At 59.2% G+C, this 18,092-nt stretch carries 19 protein-coding genes, 3 tRNA genes and 2 rRNA genes (1 of these 24 cut by a window edge); 11 read left to right on the forward strand and 13 right to left on the reverse strand.

Annotation, left to right across the window (positions count from 1 at the left end; translation table 11 throughout):
• From SynA1528_RS10110 to SynA1528_RS10125, 4 genes are all read right to left on the reverse strand, one after another.
• A 23S ribosomal RNA gene (locus tag SynA1528_RS10110) occupies positions 1 to 1,129 on the reverse strand (it extends 1,737 nt beyond the left edge of the window).
• 465 nt (positions 1,130 to 1,594) lie between these two features.
• Positions 1,595 to 1,667, reverse strand: a tRNA-Ala gene (locus SynA1528_RS10115).
• Positions 1,668 to 1,676: 9 nt separating this feature from the next.
• Positions 1,677 to 1,750, reverse strand: a tRNA-Ile gene (locus SynA1528_RS10120).
• Positions 1,751 to 1,936: 186 nt separating this feature from the next.
• Positions 1,937 to 3,420 (reverse strand): 16S ribosomal RNA (locus SynA1528_RS10125).
• The 16S and 23S rRNA genes sit together here with 2 tRNA genes alongside, the layout of an rRNA operon.
• Positions 3,421 to 4,111: 691 nt before the next feature.
• On the opposite strand from SynA1528_RS10125, the gene SynA1528_RS10130 reads away from it, so the two are divergent.
• On the forward strand, positions 4,112 to 5,566 hold the full coding sequence (locus SynA1528_RS10130; protein WP_186586646.1) for a glycoside hydrolase 100 family protein: 1,455 nt from the start codon (positions 4,112 to 4,114) through the stop codon (positions 5,564 to 5,566).
• 60 nt (positions 5,567 to 5,626) lie between these two features.
• On the opposite strand, the gene petD is transcribed toward SynA1528_RS10130, so the two are convergent.
• Entirely contained in the window at positions 5,627 to 6,109 is a 483-nt protein-coding gene (gene petD / locus SynA1528_RS10135) for a cytochrome b6-f complex subunit IV (protein ID WP_186586647.1), read from the reverse strand.
• Between the two features lie 39 nt (positions 6,110 to 6,148).
• Positions 6,149 to 6,805 (reverse strand): cytochrome b6, encoded by a 657-nt coding sequence (petB, locus tag SynA1528_RS10140; RefSeq protein WP_011128825.1) that lies wholly within the window; start codon positions 6,803 to 6,805, stop codon positions 6,149 to 6,151.
• A 67-nt stretch (positions 6,806 to 6,872) separates the two neighbouring features.
• Between petB and ctpZ the strand changes: the two genes are divergently transcribed.
• The 7 genes from ctpZ (at position 6,873) to SynA1528_RS10175 (ending at position 11,501) form a co-directional block, all read left to right on the forward strand.
• Positions 6,873 to 8,150, forward strand: a complete 1,278-nt coding sequence (gene ctpZ, locus SynA1528_RS10145) for a carboxyl-terminal processing protease CtpZ (RefSeq protein ID WP_186586648.1) — start codon at positions 6,873 to 6,875, stop codon at positions 8,148 to 8,150.
• Positions 8,147 to 9,418 carry an HD domain-containing protein gene (locus SynA1528_RS10150; RefSeq protein WP_186588398.1) on the forward strand — a complete coding sequence of 424 codons (1,272 nt, stop codon included), beginning with the start codon at positions 8,147 to 8,149 and terminating at the stop codon, positions 9,416 to 9,418. Before ctpZ ends, SynA1528_RS10150 begins: the two co-directional genes overlap by 4 nt.
• Entirely contained in the window at positions 9,418 to 10,047 is a 630-nt protein-coding gene (locus tag SynA1528_RS10155) for a septum site-determining protein MinC (RefSeq protein WP_286187812.1), read from the forward strand. The genes SynA1528_RS10150 and SynA1528_RS10155 overlap by 1 nt, the downstream gene beginning before the upstream one ends.
• A 55-nt stretch (positions 10,048 to 10,102) precedes the next feature.
• Complete coding sequence (minD, locus tag SynA1528_RS10160) at positions 10,103 to 10,915, forward strand: septum site-determining protein MinD (protein WP_186586650.1); 813 nt, start codon at positions 10,103 to 10,105, stop codon at positions 10,913 to 10,915.
• Between the two features lie 4 nt (positions 10,916 to 10,919).
• Positions 10,920 to 11,180 (forward strand): cell division topological specificity factor MinE, encoded by a 261-nt coding sequence (gene minE / locus SynA1528_RS10165; RefSeq protein WP_011128830.1) that lies wholly within the window; start codon positions 10,920 to 10,922, stop codon positions 11,178 to 11,180.
• A 49-nt stretch (positions 11,181 to 11,229) separates the two neighbouring features.
• Positions 11,230 to 11,439 carry a helix-turn-helix domain-containing protein gene (locus SynA1528_RS10170; RefSeq protein WP_186586651.1) on the forward strand — a complete coding sequence of 70 codons (210 nt, stop codon included), beginning with the start codon at positions 11,230 to 11,232 and terminating at the stop codon, positions 11,437 to 11,439.
• Positions 11,430 to 11,501 (forward strand) — tRNA-Thr (locus tag SynA1528_RS10175). Before SynA1528_RS10170 ends, SynA1528_RS10175 begins: the two co-directional genes overlap by 10 nt.
• 9 nt (positions 11,502 to 11,510) lie before the next feature.
• On the opposite strand, the gene SynA1528_RS10180 is transcribed toward SynA1528_RS10175, so the two are convergent.
• From SynA1528_RS10180 to SynA1528_RS10200, 5 genes are read right to left on the reverse strand one after another with little or no spacing between them, the layout of a single operon-like run.
• The gene (locus SynA1528_RS10180) at positions 11,511 to 11,684 is read right to left on the reverse strand and encodes a hypothetical protein (protein WP_186586652.1); all 174 of its coding nucleotides are present in this window, start codon (positions 11,682 to 11,684) and stop codon (positions 11,511 to 11,513) included.
• Positions 11,681 to 12,286 (reverse strand): L-threonylcarbamoyladenylate synthase, encoded by a 606-nt coding sequence (locus SynA1528_RS10185; protein ID WP_186586653.1) that lies wholly within the window; start codon positions 12,284 to 12,286, stop codon positions 11,681 to 11,683. The genes SynA1528_RS10180 and SynA1528_RS10185 overlap by 4 nt, the downstream gene beginning before the upstream one ends.
• Positions 12,283 to 13,173 (reverse strand): peptide chain release factor N(5)-glutamine methyltransferase, encoded by an 891-nt coding sequence (gene prmC / locus SynA1528_RS10190; RefSeq protein WP_186586654.1) that lies wholly within the window; start codon positions 13,171 to 13,173, stop codon positions 12,283 to 12,285. The genes SynA1528_RS10185 and prmC overlap by 4 nt, the downstream gene beginning before the upstream one ends.
• Complete coding sequence (dprA, locus tag SynA1528_RS10195) at positions 13,170 to 14,234, reverse strand: DNA-processing protein DprA (RefSeq protein WP_186586655.1); 1,065 nt, start codon at positions 14,232 to 14,234, stop codon at positions 13,170 to 13,172. The genes prmC and dprA overlap by 4 nt, the downstream gene beginning before the upstream one ends.
• Positions 14,235 to 14,260: 26 nt before the next feature.
• A complete protein-coding gene (locus SynA1528_RS10200) occupies positions 14,261 to 14,707 on the reverse strand; it encodes an acyl-CoA thioesterase (protein WP_186586656.1) in 447 nt (148 codons plus the stop codon).
• Between the two features lie 44 nt (positions 14,708 to 14,751).
• On the opposite strand from SynA1528_RS10200, the gene SynA1528_RS10205 reads away from it, so the two are divergent.
• The gene (locus SynA1528_RS10205; RefSeq protein ID WP_186586657.1) at positions 14,752 to 15,600 is read left to right on the forward strand and encodes a universal stress protein; all 849 of its coding nucleotides are present in this window, start codon (positions 14,752 to 14,754) and stop codon (positions 15,598 to 15,600) included.
• Between the two features lie 2 nt (positions 15,601 to 15,602).
• Here SynA1528_RS10205 and psbM read toward each other — a convergent pair whose 3' ends face one another.
• Positions 15,603 to 15,707 carry a photosystem II reaction center protein PsbM gene (gene psbM, locus SynA1528_RS10210; protein WP_186586658.1) on the reverse strand — a complete coding sequence of 35 codons (105 nt, stop codon included), beginning with the start codon at positions 15,705 to 15,707 and terminating at the stop codon, positions 15,603 to 15,605.
• Positions 15,708 to 15,766: 59 nt separating this feature from the next.
• Positions 15,767 to 16,216, reverse strand: a complete 450-nt coding sequence (locus SynA1528_RS10215; protein WP_186588399.1) for a 2Fe-2S iron-sulfur cluster-binding protein — start codon at positions 16,214 to 16,216, stop codon at positions 15,767 to 15,769.
• A 192-nt stretch (positions 16,217 to 16,408) separates the two neighbouring features.
• Here SynA1528_RS10215 and psbB point away from each other — a divergent pair, with 192 nt between their 5' ends.
• Both psbB and SynA1528_RS10225 read left to right on the forward strand, forming a co-directional pair.
• Positions 16,409 to 17,968, forward strand: a complete 1,560-nt coding sequence (gene psbB, locus SynA1528_RS10220) for a photosystem II chlorophyll-binding protein CP47 (RefSeq protein WP_186586659.1) — start codon at positions 16,409 to 16,411, stop codon at positions 17,966 to 17,968.
• Between the two features lie 21 nt (positions 17,969 to 17,989).
• The gene (locus tag SynA1528_RS10225) at positions 17,990 to 18,085 is read left to right on the forward strand and encodes a photosystem II reaction center protein T (RefSeq protein ID WP_011128841.1); all 96 of its coding nucleotides are present in this window, start codon (positions 17,990 to 17,992) and stop codon (positions 18,083 to 18,085) included.
• Positions 18,086 to 18,092: the final 7 nt, after the last annotated feature.

Genomic DNA, 18,092 nt, shown 5'->3' on the forward strand with positions numbered 1-18,092 from the left:
TCGACCAGTGAGCTATTACGCACTCCTTTGAGGATGGCTGCTTCTAGGCAAACCTCCTGGTTGTCTATGCAATCCCACCTCCTTTATCACTTAGTGTTGATTTGGGGACCTTAGCTGGCGGTCTGGGCTGTTTCCCTCTTGACCATGGAGCTTATCCCCCACAGTCTGACTGCCTCGCTACACACAGGGTATTCAGAGTTCATCTCGATTTGGTACCGCTCTCGCAGCCCGCACCGAAATGGTGGCTTTACCCCCCTGCTGGAGCACGAGACGCTACGCCTCAACGTATTTCGGGGAGAACCAGCTAGCTCCGGGTTCGATTGGCATTTCACCCCTAACCACAGCTCATCCGCTGACTTTTCAACGTCAGTCGGTTCGGACCTCCACTTGGTATCACCCAAGCTTCATCCTGGCCATGGTTAGATCACCCGGGTTCGGGTCTATAAACACTGACAAGCGCCCTATTCAGACTCGCTTTCGCTATGGCTCCACCATTTCCGGTTTAACCCGCCAGTGCCTATAAGTCGCCGGCTCATTCTTCAACAGGCACACGGTCACCCTATGAGTAGGGCTCCCATTGCTTGTAGGCTCACGGTTTCATGTTCTATTTCACTCCCCTCCCGGGGTTCTTTTCACCTTTCCCTCGCGGTACTGTTTCGCTATCGGTCACACAGTAGTACTTAGCCTTACGAGGTGGTCCTCGCGGATTCACACGGAATTTCACGTGCTCCGTGCTACTCGGGATACAGCTAGCTCAGTTCAGTTTTCGGTTACGGGGCTTTCACCCTCTGTGGCGTGTCATTCAAACACTTCTCCTAACATTCCTGATACACGTTGCTGTCCCACAACCCCGATACTCGGAAGTATCGGTTTAGGCTCTTCCCCGTTCGCTCGCCGCTACTCAGGGAGTCGTTTTTACTTTCCTTTCCTCCAGCTACTAAGATGTTTCAGTTCGCTGGGTTGGCTCGTGCCAGCCTATGGATTCAGCTGGCCGTATTAAGGGTTGCCCCATTCGGAAATTCCCGGATCAAAGCGTGCTTCCAGCTCCCCGAGACTTATCGCAGGTAACCACGTCCTTCATCGCCTCTGTGTGCCAAGGTATCCACCGTGAGCCCTTTGTAGCTTGACCAATTAATCTCCTGAACGCTTACCGCCGTTGAAAGCAGATTCTCAAGGTTTAATCATCAACTTTCGCTGATTCCTAAAACAAGATCAAACTCTGATTCGCTCGACACGAATCAAAGAACGTTCAAGAGTCTCGGCTCTTGCTCAAAAGAATTTTCATTGTTCTAGATCCAATCTCCCTTTCGGAAGATCAGATTCAAAACAATGCATCTGTAAGATGCTTTGTTTTTTCCAGACTCACCTATGCAGTTGTCAAGGTTCTGCCAGACTTCAAACCCAAACGACCAATTGCTTGATCATTTGAATTCGAGCCCAGCATCTTATCAACCAAATTTATTCGAGTAAAAACCTTTACCCTGATTTGGAATGACAGGAAGCTGGGGTCATCCAGCGGACACATCTAAATCACACATCACAATCGAGTGGCTCTCCATCTTTCAATGCAAAACCGGAGATTGAGTTCGGTCAGTGGAGGTTAGGAGACTCGAACTCCTGACATCCTGCTTGCAAAGCAGGCGCTCTACCAACTGAGCTAAACCCCCAACACCGAATGGGCCATCCTGGACTTGAACCAGGGACCTCACCCTTATCAGGGGTGCGCTCTAACCACCTGAGCTAATGGCCCAGGAAAACTCAACCCTTGTGGGGTGTGACCTAGACAAAGTTTAGGAACTGATCATCTCCACAACACGCATCAACATCTCTGTTGACTCTGTTGCTTCAACGCTGAGGTACCGATCGACCTAAGGTGACAGGATTTCAGCCTAAGAATAAAACTACTCAGGCATCAAAATCGTTGTTTGTCTCCCTGTTAGGAGGTGATCCATCCGCACCTTCCGGTACGGATACCTTGTTACGACTTCACCCCAGTCATCAGCCCCACCTTCGACATCCTCCTCCCGAGGGTTGGAGTAACGGCTTCGGGCGTGGCCAACTTCCATGGTGTGACGGGCGGTGTGTACAAGGCCCGGGAACGTATTCACCGCAGTATGCTGACCTGCGATTACTAGCGATTCCTACTTCACGTAGGCGAGTTGCAGCCTACGATCTGAACTGAGCCACGGTTTATGGGATTTGCTTGTCCTCGCGAACTTGCTGCCCTTTGTCCGTAGCATTGTAGTACGTGTGTAGCCCAGGATGTAAGGGGCATGATGACTTGACGTCATCCACACCTTCCTCCGGTTTATCACCGGCGGTCTCTCTAGAGTGCCCAACTAAATGCTGGCAACTAAAGACGTGGGTTGCGCTCGTTGCGGGACTTAACCCAACATCTCACGACACGAGCTGACGACAGCCATGCACCACCTGTCACTGCGTTCCCGAAGGCACTCTCTCGTTTCCAAGAGATTCGCAGGATGTCAAACCCTGGTAAGGTTCTTCGCGTTGCATCGAATTAAACCACATACTCCACCGCTTGTGCGGGCCCCCGTCAATTCCTTTGAGTTTCACACTTGCGTGCGTACTCCCCAGGCGGAACACTTAACGCGTTGGCTACGACACCGAGGGGGTCGATTCCCCCGACACCTAGTGTTCATCGTTTACGGCCAGGACTACAGGGGTATCTAATCCCTTTCGCTCCCCTGGCTTTCGTCCATGAGCGTCAGTGATGGCCCAGCAGAGCGCCTTCGCCACTGGTGTTCTTCCCGATATCTACGCATTTCACCGCTACACCGGGAATTCCCTCTGCCCCTACCACACTCAAGCCCAACAGTTTCCACTGCCATGATGGAGTTAAGCTCCACTTTTTAACAGCAGACTTGAAGGGCCGCCTGCGGACGCTTTACGCCCAATAATTCCGGATAACGCTTGCCACTCCCGTATTACCGCGGCTGCTGGCACGGAATTAGCCGTGGCTTATTCATCAAGTACCGTCAGATCTTCTTCCTTGATAAAAGAGGTTTACAGCCCAGAGGCCTTCATCCCTCACGCGGCGTTGCTCCGTCAGGCTTTCGCCCATTGCGGAAAATTCCCCACTGCTGCCTCCCGTAGGAGTCTGGGCCGTGTCTCAGTCCCAGTGTGGCTGATCATCCTCTCAGACCAGCTACTGATCGATGCCTTGGTAGGCCTTTACCCCACCAACTAGCTAATCAGACGCGAGCTCATCCTCAGGCGAAATTCATTTCACCTCGCGGCATATGGGGTATTAGCGGTCGTTTCCAACCGTTATCCCCCTCCTGAGGGCAGATTCTCACGCGTTACTCACCCGTCCGCCACTAACCCGAAGGTTCGTTCGACTTGCATGTGTTAAGCACGCCGCCAGCGTTCATCCTGAGCCAGGATCAAACTCTCCGTTGTAGATCAAGTCCTCTCGACAATTCTCATCATCTCAACTTGATTTGCGTCACCCATTACTCAGCATTATTAACTGGCAACAGTTGAGGCCTCCTTCCCGCTGACACAGAAAGGGTTCTTAAGAGTGCATTTCTAGATTTCTCTATAATGACTTTCCAGGATCTCAGATCCGGTTGTTGCTCCACATTGCGCACACCGGCAACAGAAAGACTCGTGAAAATCTTCCCGTTACAAGCACAATGCTTCGACGCAACGAAAATTTTTGACGGGACCTCACACCTTCATCGCTTCTTCATTCAGTTCCTCGCCTCACTTCTCAGCTCGGCTCAGAACCAAACGCGATGAAAGCGTCAGTTCCTAAACTTTTAAATTGTCCAGGTGCGACCTGTTCCCTAGCCCCTTCCTTTCAGAAGAGTGGTAACCGATCAACGCGGCCTCTCGCGACCGCTTGAAGAACCTACAACACCGTGGGATCGCTCCCTCTTGGTCCTGTAAGTGACCCAAGACACTTCAAGGCTCTCGCCCCTCAGGCTCAGATCTTGCGCCCTCACCTCTCGGCTCCTGCGCAAGACAAAACCATAACACCAAACCCACTCGGCTCGCAAGCACACGCAAGCGAGGGCATCTGCAGAGTTGCTTCCACTGGCGAAATCCATTGCCATACCTAGCTTCTGAACAGAAGACAGCATGTGGAATGGCAGGGGGTTTTACGGAACAGAGTCAGCGGTTTCGCCCCAGTTCCAAAGAAGAGCATGTGGTGCAGAAGGCTGAAGAGCACTTCGAACGCACCCTGATCACCATTCGTGGGGAGCTTGCCGGCAGCGTGGCGGCCCTCGAGCACCCCAGCGATGACGAAGCCCTGAACTACGGCGAGATCTTTCTCAGGGACAACGTCCCTGTGATGATCTACCTGCTGGTGAAGCGCAGGTTCTCGGTCGTCCGACAGTTCCTGAAGGTGTGCCTGGATCTACAGAGCACCAGCGTGCAGACCCGCGGTGTCTTCCCCACGAGCTTCGTGGAAGAGAACGGGGAGCTGGTGGCCGACTACGGACAGCGTTCCATCGGACGAATCACGTCCGTGGACGCCAGTCTCTGGTGGCCGATTCTCTGCTGGATTTATGTCAAACACAGCGGGGACAAGGAATTCGGTCGCAGTCCAGAGGTGCAACGGGGTCTGCAACTGCTTCTGGACCTAGTGCTCCATCCCAGCTTTGAGGGCACTCCCGTGCTGTTCGTCCCCGACTGTGCCTTCATGATTGACCGCCCCATGGACGTGTGGGGGGCACCACTCGAGGTGGAAGTGTTGCTGTTTGCAGCGCTTCGCAGCTGCATCGAGCTGATGGAGCTCTGCCAACACCACGAGAACAGCGTGCTGCTTGAGGAACGACTCCTCCTCAGCCGACGCTGGATGCATGATCTGCGTCAGTACCTGCTGAAGCATTACTGGGTCACCAGCAAAACCATGCAGGTGCTCAGGCGGCGACCCACCGAGCAGTACGGCGACAACCAGTACCAAAACGAATTCAACGTTCAACCCCAGGTGATCCCTGACTGGCTTCAGGACTGGCTGGACAACAGGGGTGGCTATCTGATCGGCAACATGCGCACCGGTCGACCGGACTTTCGCTTCTACAGCCTTGGCAATTCACTGGCGTGTCTGTTCGGTCTGCTGACGGCACCGCAGCAACGCGCCCTCTTCCGCCTTGTGCAACACAACCGCCAGCATTTGATGGCACAGATGCCGATGCGCATCTGTCACCCCCCCATGGAAGGCGTGGAGTGGGAGAACAAGACCGGATCAGATCCCAAGAACTGGCCCGGGAGCTATCACAACGGTGGGCACTGGCCAAGCTTGCTCTGGTACTTCGGGGGATCGATTCTTTTGCACGAGCGGATCCACCCCCATGCGGACATGCTGCTGATGACGCAGATGAAAACGTTGGTGGAGGAGTGCTACTGGAGTCAGCTCAACCAGCTTCCCCGCCAGCAGTGGGCTGAGTACTTCGATGGACCCACAGGAACCTGGGTTGGGCAGCAATCACGCACTTACCAAACCTGGACCATCGTCGGTTTCCTCCTGCAGCATCATTTTCTCAGGGTTGAGCCCAACGACGTTCTGATGCTCAATCTGGACGCCGGATTGAACTAACCAATCAAAAGACCCCAACTCCAGGGGAGTTGGGGTCTTGCGGTCCAAACAGATCTCAGCTCAGAAGAGGCCGAGAGTCAGCGACTTGTCGATGGGGAGCGCAGCACCGATGCCGAGGTAAATGGTGGTGGCAGTACCGAACAGGAAGACCGTCATGGCCACGGGGCGACGGAATGGGTTCTGGAACTTATTGAAGCTCTCGATGAAAGGAACGAGCATCAAACCCAGTGGAATCAGAGTCTGCAGAGCGATTCCGAGGAGTTTGTTCGGAACGACGCGAAGAATCTGGAAGACGGGGTAGAGGTACCACTCGGGGAGAATCTCCAGTGGTGTAGCGAAGGGATCAGCCTTGTCGGCCAGCATCGCTGGATCGAGCACGGCAAGACCCACAATGCAGGAGATGGTTCCGAGGATGACGACCGGGAAGATGTAGAGCAGGTCGTTCGGCCAGGCAGGCTCTCCGTAGTAGTTGTGGCCCATGCCCTTGGCGAGCTTGGCGCGCATTTTGGGGTCGGAGAGATCAGGCTTCTTGAGGATGTGCATCGATAAGTCCAGGTGTTGGGTTAACAGTAGGAACGAAGATCACAAGGGACCAGAAATGCCCTGCTTCCGAATCATCAGGAAGTGCATAAGCATGAACACCGCGAGGAGCCAGGGCATCACGAAGGTGTGCAGGCTGTAGAAGCGTGTGAGGGTTGACTGTCCGACGCTCTCGCCACCTCGGAGAAGCTCAACCATGAAGTCGCCCACAACGGGGATGGCAGCCGGAACACCAGAAACAATCTTGACGGCCCAGTAACCGACCTGATCCCAGGGAAGGGAGTAGCCGGTGACACCGAAGGAAACCGTGATCACAGCCATGGTCACGCCGGTGACCCAGGTGAGCTCACGGGGGCGCTTGAAACCACCGGTGAGATACACACGGAACACATGGAGGATCAGCATGAGCACCATCATCGAGGCGCTCCAGCGATGAACCGAACGAATCAGCCAGCCGAAGCTGACATCCGTCATCAGGTACTGAACAGAGGAATAAGCCTCGGCAACCGTTGGCTTGTAATAGAAGGTCATCGCGAACCCAGTCGCGAACTGAATCAGGAAGCAGACCAGGGTGATGCCGCCCAGGCAATAGAAAATGTTGACGTGGGGCGGCACGTATTTGGTGCTGATGTCATCAGCAATGTCCTGGATCTCCAGACGTTCCTGGAACCAGTCGTAAACAGGGGATGAGTTCGCCATGCACAAGCGGGCTCGGGTTGCGAAAGTCTACGCAGCTCGCTTCTGCCCAGGAGCCGACACGACCGTGATGTATCCAACTGTTAACGATCCCTCAGAAGGCCTGCGGGAGAAGCGTTCTCACTGGGTCAAGGCCCTCTTTGTCCTGATCCTCGGACTGTTTTTGACCCTTGGTAGCCCCCATTCCGCCACGGCGCTGAGCGATACCCAGCAGTTGGTGGTGGATAGCTGGCGGCTGGTCAATCAGGGCTATCTGGATCCCGACCACCTCGATGCCGTGCGCTGGCGACGTCAACGCCAGAAGGCGCTGGAGAAAAGCATCGTCAGCAGCGAAGACGCCTACGGCGCCATCGAAGGAATGCTCTCAGCCCTGGATGACCCCTACACCCGTCTGCTGCGCCCGGACGATTACGCCGCACTGAAGGACAGCACCAGCGGCAACCTCAGCGGCGTCGGCCTGCAGCTTGGGCCGTCCGACCAGTCCGATCGGGTTGTGGTGATCTCTGCCCTCGATGGATCTCCCGCCTCGGATGCCGAGCTCATGACCGGCACCCCCATCGTTGCTGTGGACGGCACACCGGTGACGGAGCTGGGGCTCGAGGGCACAGCGGCAGCTCTTCGAGGTGACGTGGGAACCCAGGTGGTTCTGAGCATCGAAGCGGCCGATGGTTCCACCGACGAGGTCACCCTGGAGCGACGCAGCGTGGACCTGCGCCCGGTTCGGACGCGGCGACTGCGCAGCGATGACCACACCTTCGGCTATCTGCGTATCACCCAATTCACCGATGGCGTTCCTGAACAGGTTCAGCAGGCGCTGGAGGAACTTCAGGACAAAAACATCGAAGGTTTGCTGCTGGACCTGCGCAACAACTCGGGAGGTCTGGTGAGTTCCGGTCTGGCTGTTGCAGACGACTTCCTCGCCGGCGGCACCATCGTGGAAACCCGTAACCGGGATGGGATTGATGACGCCATCGGCGCCAACCCCTTCACCCTTTACGACGGTCCAATGCTGACGCTGGTGAACGGAGGCACAGCCAGCGCCAGTGAAATTCTGGCGGGGGCCCTGCAGGACAACGGACGCTCCACACTGCTTGGCCATCAAACCTTCGGCAAAGGTCTGATCCAGACCCTGACCAACCTGAGTGATGGAAGTGGCCTGGCGGTGACGGTGGCCGGCTATGTCACCCCCAGCGGACATGACATCCAGGGCGAGGGGATTGCGCCGGACCGACAGCTCTCCGATCCAGAACCCCTGGCACCCGGTGCTGAAGGAGACCGTTGGATCAGCGAAGCCGAGCAGTGGATGGAAGCGCTGCTGGAGCAATCGCCGGACGTCACCGCCGAATGAGTCAACGCACGTATCACGACCCACTCCATCGCGGCATCCAGCTGGACCACCAACGGCCCGGCGAAGCCATGGTGATGGCCCTGGTGGAGACAGCCCCCTTTCAACGTCTGCGCAGGGTCCGACAACTGGGACCAGCGTTCCTGACCTTTCATGGAGCGGAATCGAGCCGATTCACCCATTCGCTCGGGGTCTTCCACCTGGCCAGGCAGGCCTTTGAGCGCCTGTTGAAACTGGACCCGGCTCTCGAGCCCCATCGGCCTCTGCTGTATGCAGCTGCCCTCCTGCATGACATCGGCCATGGCCCCCTTAGCCACACCGGTGAGGAAATGTTCGGCCTCCATCACGAAAGCTGGTCGGCTCGAATCATTCAGAACCATCCCCAGATTCAGACCTGCCTGGAGCAGGAGCAACCAGGCACGGCAAACGCAGTCGCGACCCTCCTCGAACACCACCAGGCACCCCATCCCGTGGTGAAACGGCTGGTCAGCAGCCAGTTGGACTGTGACCGGCTGGATTACCTTCTCAGAGACAGCTACAGCACCGGAACCCGCTACGGCCAACTGGATCTGGAGCGAATCATGGCGGGCCTCACCTTGTCCCCCGACGGGGATCTGGCCATCCATCCCAAGGGACTGATGGCCGTTGAGCATTACCTGGTGGTGCGCAACCTGATGTACCGCAGCGTCTACAACCATCGCCTGAACGTGGTGTGCAACTGGTTGCTGGAGCGGTTGGTGCGCCTGGCCCGCCAGCTCGGACCCGACCTCGTCTGGGCTGATGGCGTGATGCAGCGCTGGCTTTGGAACAGCGAAGAACTCGACCTGGACAGTTTTCTGGCCAACGACGACGTCCGCACCGGGTATCACCTGCAGCGATGGCAGGAGGAGGGTCCTCCAGCGCTGGCCAGCCTCTGCCGCCGCTTCCGGGAACGGGATCTGCTCAAGGCCACGGCCGTGACACAGCTCACCCGCGAGGAGCAGCTGCAGGCCCTGGCGGTCGCCGGGCGGCTGGCCGAACAACGGGGTATCGATGCCTCCCTCAGCTGTGGACTGCGTCATCAGGAACTGAGGGGCTATCACCCCTATCGCGGGGGACTCAGGCTCTGGGATGGGCAGCGGATGCAAGCCCTGGAGGAGGCGTCCCCCCTGGTGGCCAGCCTTGCCACCCCTGCTGCCACCTCATGGCTGATTCATCCCCGGGAGATCCAGAAGGAGCTGAAGTCAGCGATGGACGTTGAATGGGGCTCAACCTTGACGTCCGCCCGGTGATGACGCTTCACCTCCCGGATCGCCATCTTCAGCACTGGCGGGATGCGCTGCCAGCCCTGCTGACCGCGTGCCCCTTGGGGCAGCTCGATCTTCACTGCGGAGACTGGTCGCTGACCTGCAGTGACCTCAGAGATCTGCAACGGATGCTGGAGGACTCCGGTCGTCAGATCCGCCGGTTGCACGCGATGAACACGGAAACCGTGGTGAGTGCGACGGCGATCGGACTGGATGGTCAGCTTTGTGAACATCTTTCCCCTGAAGAGACAAAGCAATCCCCGCCTCCAGGGAGCCTGACGGTTCATCAGGGAACCCTCCGCTCCGGGGATCACCTCCAGAGTGATGGAAGTCTGCTGGTGGTTGGCGACGTCAACCCTGGAGCGCGGATCAGTGCAGCCGGAGATGTGATGGTTTGGGGCCGTTTGCGGGGGGTCGCCCATGCGGGCAGGGACGGTGCAACCGCAGCGCGAATTGTGTCGATGCATCTGAGGCCGCTGCAACTGCGAATCGCTTATGTGGTGGCGCGCGGTCCGGAGGATCAACCGGTGACCGGCATGGCGGAGCAGGCGCGTCTGGTGGATGGCGAGATCGTGATTGAGCCGGCCCAGACCCAGGCGCCTGCCATGGCCTGATCGGTTGTCACCTGCAACACGCTGCCTATCGTAATCAGACCTTTGTGATGACCTCGTGTCGACGACGCGAACAATCCTGATCTGCTCGGGCAAGGGCGGCGTCGGCAAGACCACAACAACAGCCAACCTCGGCATCGCCCTGGCCCGCCGAGGGGCCAGCACCGTCGTGCTGGATGCGGATTTCGGTCTGCGCAACCTTGACCTTCTTCTTGGACTGGAGAACCGCATCGTCTACACCGCCCAGGAGGTCTTGGCGGAGACCTGCAGGCTGGAGCAGGCCCTGGTGAAACACAAACAGGAGCCGAATCTGGCGTTGCTCCCAGCCGGCAACCCACGCATGCTCGAGTGGCTGACTCCCAAGGACATGCAGGCGATCGTGGCGCTTCTGGAGGAGCGCTTTGATTACGTGCTGATCGACTGCCCAGCAGGGATCGAAGATGGCTTCAAGAATGCAGCCGCTGCGGCCAGGGAGGCCGTGGTGGTGACGACACCGGAGGTGGCTGCCGTCCGTGATGCCGACCGCGTCATCGGACTGCTGAACACCCAGGGGGTTTCTCCGGTGCAGCTGGTCTTGAACAGAGTCAGGCCAAAGATGATGACCACCCAGGAGATGCTGTCGGTGGACGATGTCACGGACATCCTGGCGCTGCCACTGCTCGGTCTGGTGTTTGAAGACGAGCAGGTGATTGTGAGCACCAACCGCGGCGAACCCCTCACCCTTGGCTCTGCCAGTTCCCCTGCGGCCCAGGCCTACATCAACATCGCCGGACGCCTTCAGGGTGAGGACATTCCTCTGATGGATCCTTCCAAGGCCCGTCAGGGACTGCGCGCCAAGATGCGCAGGCTGATGCAAACCAAGATCTTCTGAACCGATGACCCTGCAAGATCTGATCGACAAACTGCTGGGGCGTCAGCCTGCGAGTGCCGACACAGCCCGTCAGCGCCTGCAGCTTGTGCTGGCCCATGACCGCAGTGATCTCAACCCGGAATTGTTGGATCAAATGAGGCGCGAGATTCTGGAGGTGGTGTCCCGCTATGTGGAGATCGACCTTTCCGAAGGCGATGTCAGTCTTGAAACCGAGGATCGTGTCACCGCCCTGGTGGCCAATCTGCCCATTCGCCGCACCCTCTGATCCGTTTCGGCCCGGCCCGGGGAATGCTTCTGTCAATCGACGATGATGCATGCTCTCCGACATTCCCCTCACCCCTGCTGAACAGCGGGTGAGCGCCCTGCTTCTGCAAGGCCTCAGCAATCGCGCCATCGCAGAGCGACTGGTGATCAGCCACCGCACGGTGGAATGCCACATCAGCCGGGCCCTGGCCAAAACCGGTTGTGTCAACCGGCTGGAACTGGCGCTGCGGATGCTTACGATGCCCTCATCGCCGGCTTAGCTCAGCGGTAGAGCAGCGCTTTTGTAAAGCGAAGGTCATCGGTTCAAATCCGTTAGCCGGCTTCCGAGTGTTCAAGCCCCAGGAGTCTCCCCCTGGCGGCCAGACACAAGCCAAAGCACTGATGGCAGGACGATCCAGCCCAGCCATCCGAGGCTGAGGACTGCTGTCAGAACAGCTTCCAGAGGTTTCAGCAACCAATGGATCAAACCCATCAGCAGCAGGATGCTCCCAATCAGCGTGGTCATCCGCCTTCGGCAATCCCCTCAGGCATCACAGCACCTCGGCGCACCACATTCCAACGTCCTGAGGCCGACCAACTGAACACCGTGCTGGCCTGTCCCGAAGGAGGGGACCAGGGTTGCGGTCCCAGCTGGGGGAGATCAGGGAAATAGAGCGCAGCCTGCTCCGGTGTCATGGCCGCAGGATCGCCGGAAGGATTTGCACTGCTGGTGGCCAGGGGACCGGTGCGTTGCAGCAGCTCACGGCTCTGATCACAGTTGGGAATACGGAGCCCAAGACTGGTCCCACCTGGGTTCAGCGCTTCCAAGACATCCCCATGGGCAGGAAGCACCAGCGTCAGCGCTCCAGGCCAATGCTGCTCAGCCAGCCGGCGAGCATCGTCGCGGCACGCCGGCTGGACATGGTGCAGCAACACCTCGACGGAAGCCCCCATCAGGATCAGGGGTTTATCGGCAGGCCTGCGCTTCAGTCGCCAGATGGCATCGGCATGCTTCGGAGCGATGGCCAGTCCCGGCACGGTGTCGGTGGGAATCACCGCAGCGCCCCCTGCAAGGAGGTGGCTTGCCAGCTGTTCAGAGCTCAGCACCCTGGCTGCATGGCTGGTCATGACGGATGGGAACGCGACCGGCAGGCCATGGCGAAGCGCTTGATGCCCTCCAGATCTTGGGCTGCACGGATCGAGGTCAACCCGGCCTCCTTCAACAGTTCGAGCACCGAATCACTCTGATCATGGTGATGCTCAATCAGGATCCACCCTGCTGGGGCCAATGCACGACAAGCTCCGGCCACAACCTCGCGGATCGCATGCAGACCGTCGATTCCGCCGGCTAAGGCCAGATGGGGTTCATGGTCACGGACCACGGAATCGAGGTTGTGGATCAACTCCGAAGGGATGTACGGGGGGTTGCACACCACAAGATCAAGGCGTCCCCACCACGGCTCCAATGGGTCCCACCAACGGCCCTGATGCAGATGCCACCTTCCCTTGGGAGCCAAAGCCTCAAGATTGGTCCTGGCTAAGGCCAGGGCATCGGCGCTGAGATCCACGGCATGTCCTGGGGTCGAGGGCATCGCCCGACTCAGGGCAACGGCAATGGCTCCGGAGCCTGTCCCCAGATCCGCCCAACGTCCAACGGACATCCCGGCGACCGCCTTCAACGCAAGGTCCACCAGCACTTCCGTTTCCTGGCGTGGAATCAGGGCTGCGGCCGACACCGCGAGTTCAACATCGCGCCAGGGACAGCGACCCACAAGATGCTGCAGAGGTATGGCCTGGTCGAGGTGCAGTCCCCAGATCTGCTCGAGTTCCTGTAGCGCAACCTTGAGCTGCACCATCTGCTGCGGCTCCACCAGTAGGCGCTGGAGAGACGACCAGGACAGGCCACCGGCGAGGTCCAGAAGCCAGTCGAAATCAACCCGACGACCTCCTCGCTTGAGCTGCAGACGACGCCAATTGAGCAGCGAAGCACCCTCCAGCAGCTGGGCGGTGGTCACGGCCGACAGGGCTTCCAGAGAAATCCAGACTCACACACCACCTGCCCAGCCAGTTCAAGGTCGAGCAGTTCGCTGGCCAGGCGACCGGCCGGCAGCTGGAGGGTCTGTTCAAGCTGCTCGATGGAGGCCCCCGCTCCCAGAGCCTTCACCAAGGCGGGAGCCGTGTCATTGACCTGATGGCAGGGGCCTGGGCCGAGGTGCTCCACCAGCTCTTGCGGTGAGAGCAAGGGGGCAGCCGCGTTCTGCAGAAGCCTGTTGCTGCCGCGGCTGGACCAACGCCCCGCATCCCCAGGGACGACCCAGACAGGACACTGTTGCTCTGCAGCGAGACGCGCTGAGATCAACGCCCCGCTGCGATCGGGACACTCCACCACCACCAGAGCGCAGGAAAGACTCACCAACAGACGGTTCCTGGCGGCGAAGTGACCTGGCTGAACGGACTCACCCGGCCTGCGTTCGCTCAACAACAAACCCTTTTGAGCGACCTCCTCCTGCAGCGCGTGGTGATGCCGCGGATACACACGATCCAGCGGTGTGCCCAGCACAGCAACAAGGACGCCACCAGCGGCGAGGCAACCACGGTGGGCGGCCGCATCAATCCCCTCCGCCAGCCCACTGACCACGGGCCAGCCGGCTCCAGCCAGAACCGTGCCCAGATGTTCCGCCATGCGAAGACCATGATCTGAGGCGGCACGGGTTCCGACCACAGCCACAGCACGGTTCTGACCAAGACAAGCGAGCACATCGGCTCGCCCCTGTTGATGGAGCACCAGCGGAGGCCGATCAAGCCGGTTCAAGCCGCATGGCCAGTCCTGATCCAGGGGGGTCAGAACATGGTTCGGGATCTTGAGCTGGGGGCTCGCGCCCTGCTGCTGCCGATAACGCTCGACTTTGTCGAGGAGGGAGTCAGGCCAGGACAGCACCAGAGCAAGGCGCTCCCGGGACCATGTCCAGCAGTCGTCGAGCCCCACGCCGTGCTCCACAGCAGCGTCCTGGAGCGCCGCCATCCGCGATGAACCGATACCCGGACAACCACTCCAGGCCCACCACCATCCGCGCATGCACGAATCAGTACAGATGTACTAGCTTAAGGCTGTATGGGCCCCTTCTGCAGGGCAGCGAGGGCAGGCCGTATGGCTTCCGGAGGCCGGCGAAGCAGTCGCCCTTCGCCCAGGATCACCAGTTCGACGCGGGCTTCAGCCATCACCCGACCGTCAAGCAGAAAACGACTTGTCCAGGGCCAGCGCGCCCCTGATTGAGACCCGCAGCAACTGTCCAGCACAATCTGATCGCCATGGCGGATGGACCGGCGGTACTCGAGGGTCATGGCCACGACGGGCATTTCCAAGCCCATGTCCGCCATCGCTGAATAACTCAGGCCAGCAGCCGCCAACGCTTCAACCCTGGCCTCCTCCAGCCAGGCCACGTAGGCCCCGTGCCACATCACCCCGGCGTGGTCCGTGTGCTGCGGCAACACCCGTTTCAAAAGCCTCCAGGGCTGGGGCGTAACGCTGTTCGTCAGCTTGTCGTTCACGCGGAATCCTGCCCATAGGCTTTTGACGAGGTTGCCGCAACGCCGTGTTCAACAAACTCCTGATCGCCGATTCCGGCAAAGGACACGTGGAGGAGATGATCCGGATGCTGCAGGACATCCCGTCGATGCAGAGCGCCGCCGTGACTCTGCTGCATGTGATCCCCGAACAGAGCAAAGCCGGGGCCGATGGCCACCGCATCGACGCGGAAGAGCTGCTGGACAGCGCGATCAACCGGATGGGACTGGAGCGCAGTCGCGTGACCTCGCTGGTGAGAGAAGGGGATACGAAGCAGACCGTGCTGAACGTTGCCGAGGAGCAGAACTGCGACCTGATCGTGATGGGCTCACGGGGGCTGGGACGCCTCCAGTCGATCCTGGCCAACAGTGCCAGTCAATACGTCTTTCAGCTCTCCACCCGCCCGATGCTGCTGGTGCGCGACGACCTGTACGTTCGCCACGTCAACCGTGTGATGGTGACCATCGATGGCACCGGCGTGGGCGACGACGCCCTGCGCAACGCCTGCCAACTCGTCAAACAGATTCCCGGTGGCACCCTCACCGGTGTTCACGTCGTCTCCCAGGAGACCGCTCCAAGCCGGGGCGGCCTCAGCAAAGCCGACGAACTTCTCAACGCTGCGGCACAACGGGCCCGTGGCTTCGGGGTGGACCTCAAAGGCCTCACCGTTCAAGGCAAAGACATCGGCCGGGCGGTCTGCCAGGCCGCGGAACAAACCAATGCCGACCTGTTGGTCGTTGCCTCACAGGACAGACGCCCCTTGGTGGCTCGGGGTCTTGTCGATCTCGACAAACTTCTGGGGGGATCCGTCAGCGATTACATCCGCGTTCACGCCCCAGCACCTGTGTTGCTGGTCCGTGAACCGGAAGCCAACTGAGGTCAACTCTCGCTGTTATTGGTGCCGATATAGAGGACGATCAGGAAAATTGCCGGAACCAGGATGAACAGGAGGCTGGCGACGAATCCGAGATCGTTGGTTTCCATGGCCGCTGAAGGTGTCCTGGCGAAGGTATCACCGGCCCAAGGCCAACGACCGAGACACCTCAGCCCTCGTCATCGGTAGTTGCAGCCTCTTTGTCCTCTTCAGTTAGTTCTTCAGCTTCCGGGGGAGCCGGCCAGGCGACGGGTCCCGTTGGAAGCGGTGCCTGACGCGCTGCCTTCAAGCGGTTGTCGGCATCGGGCAGACGCACCTGAGGGCGGGTCAGCACCATGACCGACGTCTCCACCAGGGCCTGACAGGCAAGGCGCCAATCCTCAGGACGCCGACGCAGCTTGCTGTCCTCAACGGGGGTGCGAGCTGTCAGAGCCTCTTGCCCTGCTTCGTCCATGACGGAGACGAAACAGGTGATGCACTGACCACAGCCGCCACAATTTCCCAACTGCCCCTTGAGTCCGTAGAGCTCAATTCCCTCGCGTAGGGCCACTTCCCTCAGGTTTTCGCCGGGATAACACTCGACATCGCGACCTTCTCGGACAAAACGGATCACCGGCATTGGAGGGGAGATGTCGCCAAAGGTGTGCCCACTATGCGACCAAGAGTTGCGTTTTGTGAACAGGTGATCGGCTCCATTCATGTCACCGCACGTTTCAGCTCATTCGGCCTCCAGCCGTTGACAGGGACGAACCCCTTACGATCGCAACGTCTGACTGCGTCCCTACGCGGTCTTGTCCCCCGAACCTGACCCATGGGATTGCCCTGGTATCGGGTGCACACCGTCGTCATCAACGACCCGGGCCGCCTTCTGGCCGTGCACCTCATGCATACAGCCCTTGTTGCCGGCTGGGCCGGCTCCATGGCTCTGTACGAACTTGCGATTTTTGACCCGTCCGATCCCGTCCTGAACCCCATGTGGCGTCAGGGCATGTTCGTGATGCCGTTCATGTCACGTCTTGGCGTGACCGGCAGCTGGGGCGGTTGGAGCATTACCGGTGAAACCGGCGTTGATCCCGGCTTCTGGAGCTTCGAGGGTGTCGCTGCAGCTCACATCGTGTTTTCCGGCCTGCTCATGCTGGCCGCCATCTGGCACTGGACTTACTGGGACCTGGAAATCTGGCAGGACCCCCGGACCGGGGAACCAGCCCTTGACCTCCCCAAGATCTTCGGCATCCACCTCCTCCTCGCGGGACTGGGCTGCTTCGGATTCGGCGCTTTCCATCTCACCGGTGTCTTCGGACCGGGCATGTGGGTCTCAGACCCCTACGGAATAACGGGTCACCTTGAGGCTGTTCAACCGTCTTGGGGTCCTGAAGGCTTCAACCCGTTCAATCCCGGTGGCATCGTTGCCCACCACATCGCCGCTGGAATCGTCGGAATCATTGCCGGCATTTTCCACATCACCACACGTCCTCCCGAGCGCCTTTACAAAGCACTGCGGATGGGCAACATCGAAACCGTGCTGGCCAGTGCCATCGCAGCAGTGTTCTTCGCGGCGTTCATCGTCGCTGGAACCATGTGGTACGGCGCCGCTGCAACGCCCGTTGAGTTGTTCGGTCCCACCCGATATCAGTGGGATCAGAGCTACTTCAAGACTGAAATCAACCGTCGTGTCCAGACCGCGATGGATGACGGTGCGACCCGACAGGAGGCCTATGAGTCCATTCCTGAAAAGCTGGCCTTCTATGACTACGTCGGCAACAGCCCTGCCAAAGGTGGTCTGTTCCGTGTCGGCCCTATGGTGAATGGCGATGGACTCGCCACCTCCTGGGTGGGCCATATCGTCTTCACCGACAAGGAAGGGCGTGAACTGGAAGTTCGCCGCCTGCCCAACTTCTTCGAGAACTTCCCCGTCGTCCTCCAGGACGAACAAGGTGTTGTTCGTGCCGACATTCCCTACCGCCGGGCTGAAGCCAAATATTCCTTCGAGCAACAGGGCGTCACGGCTCAGGTGTTCGGTGGTGCTCTGGACGGCCAGTCCTTCACTGACCCTGCGGACGTGAAGCGTCTGGCGCGTAAGGCTCAGCTGGGTGAAGGTTTCGACTTCGATCGCGAGACCTACGGCTCTGACGGCGTCTTCCGCAGCTCACCCCGTGGTTGGTTCACCTTCGGCCACGCCACCTTCGCGCTGCTGTTCTTCTTCGGCCACATCTGGCACGGTGCTCGCACCTTGTACCGCGACGTGTTCGCCGGTATCGACCCCGATCTCGGCGACCAGGTGGAGTTCGGACTGTTCGCCAAACTCGGCGACAAAACGACCCGCCGTTTGCCCGAGGGTTACGTTCCTCCTGCTGGAACACCCCTCAACTGATCGCCCCTCAGGAGACCCTCGATGGAAAGCTTCGCTTACGTCCTCATCCTCACCCTTGCGATTGCCACCTTGTTTTTCGCAATTGCGTTCCGCGATCCCCCGAAAATCGGTAAGTGATCCATTC

This window comes from Synechococcus sp. A15-28, from assembly GCF_014280175.1.
Taxonomy (GTDB): Bacteria; Cyanobacteriota; Cyanobacteriia; order PCC-6307; family Cyanobiaceae; genus Parasynechococcus.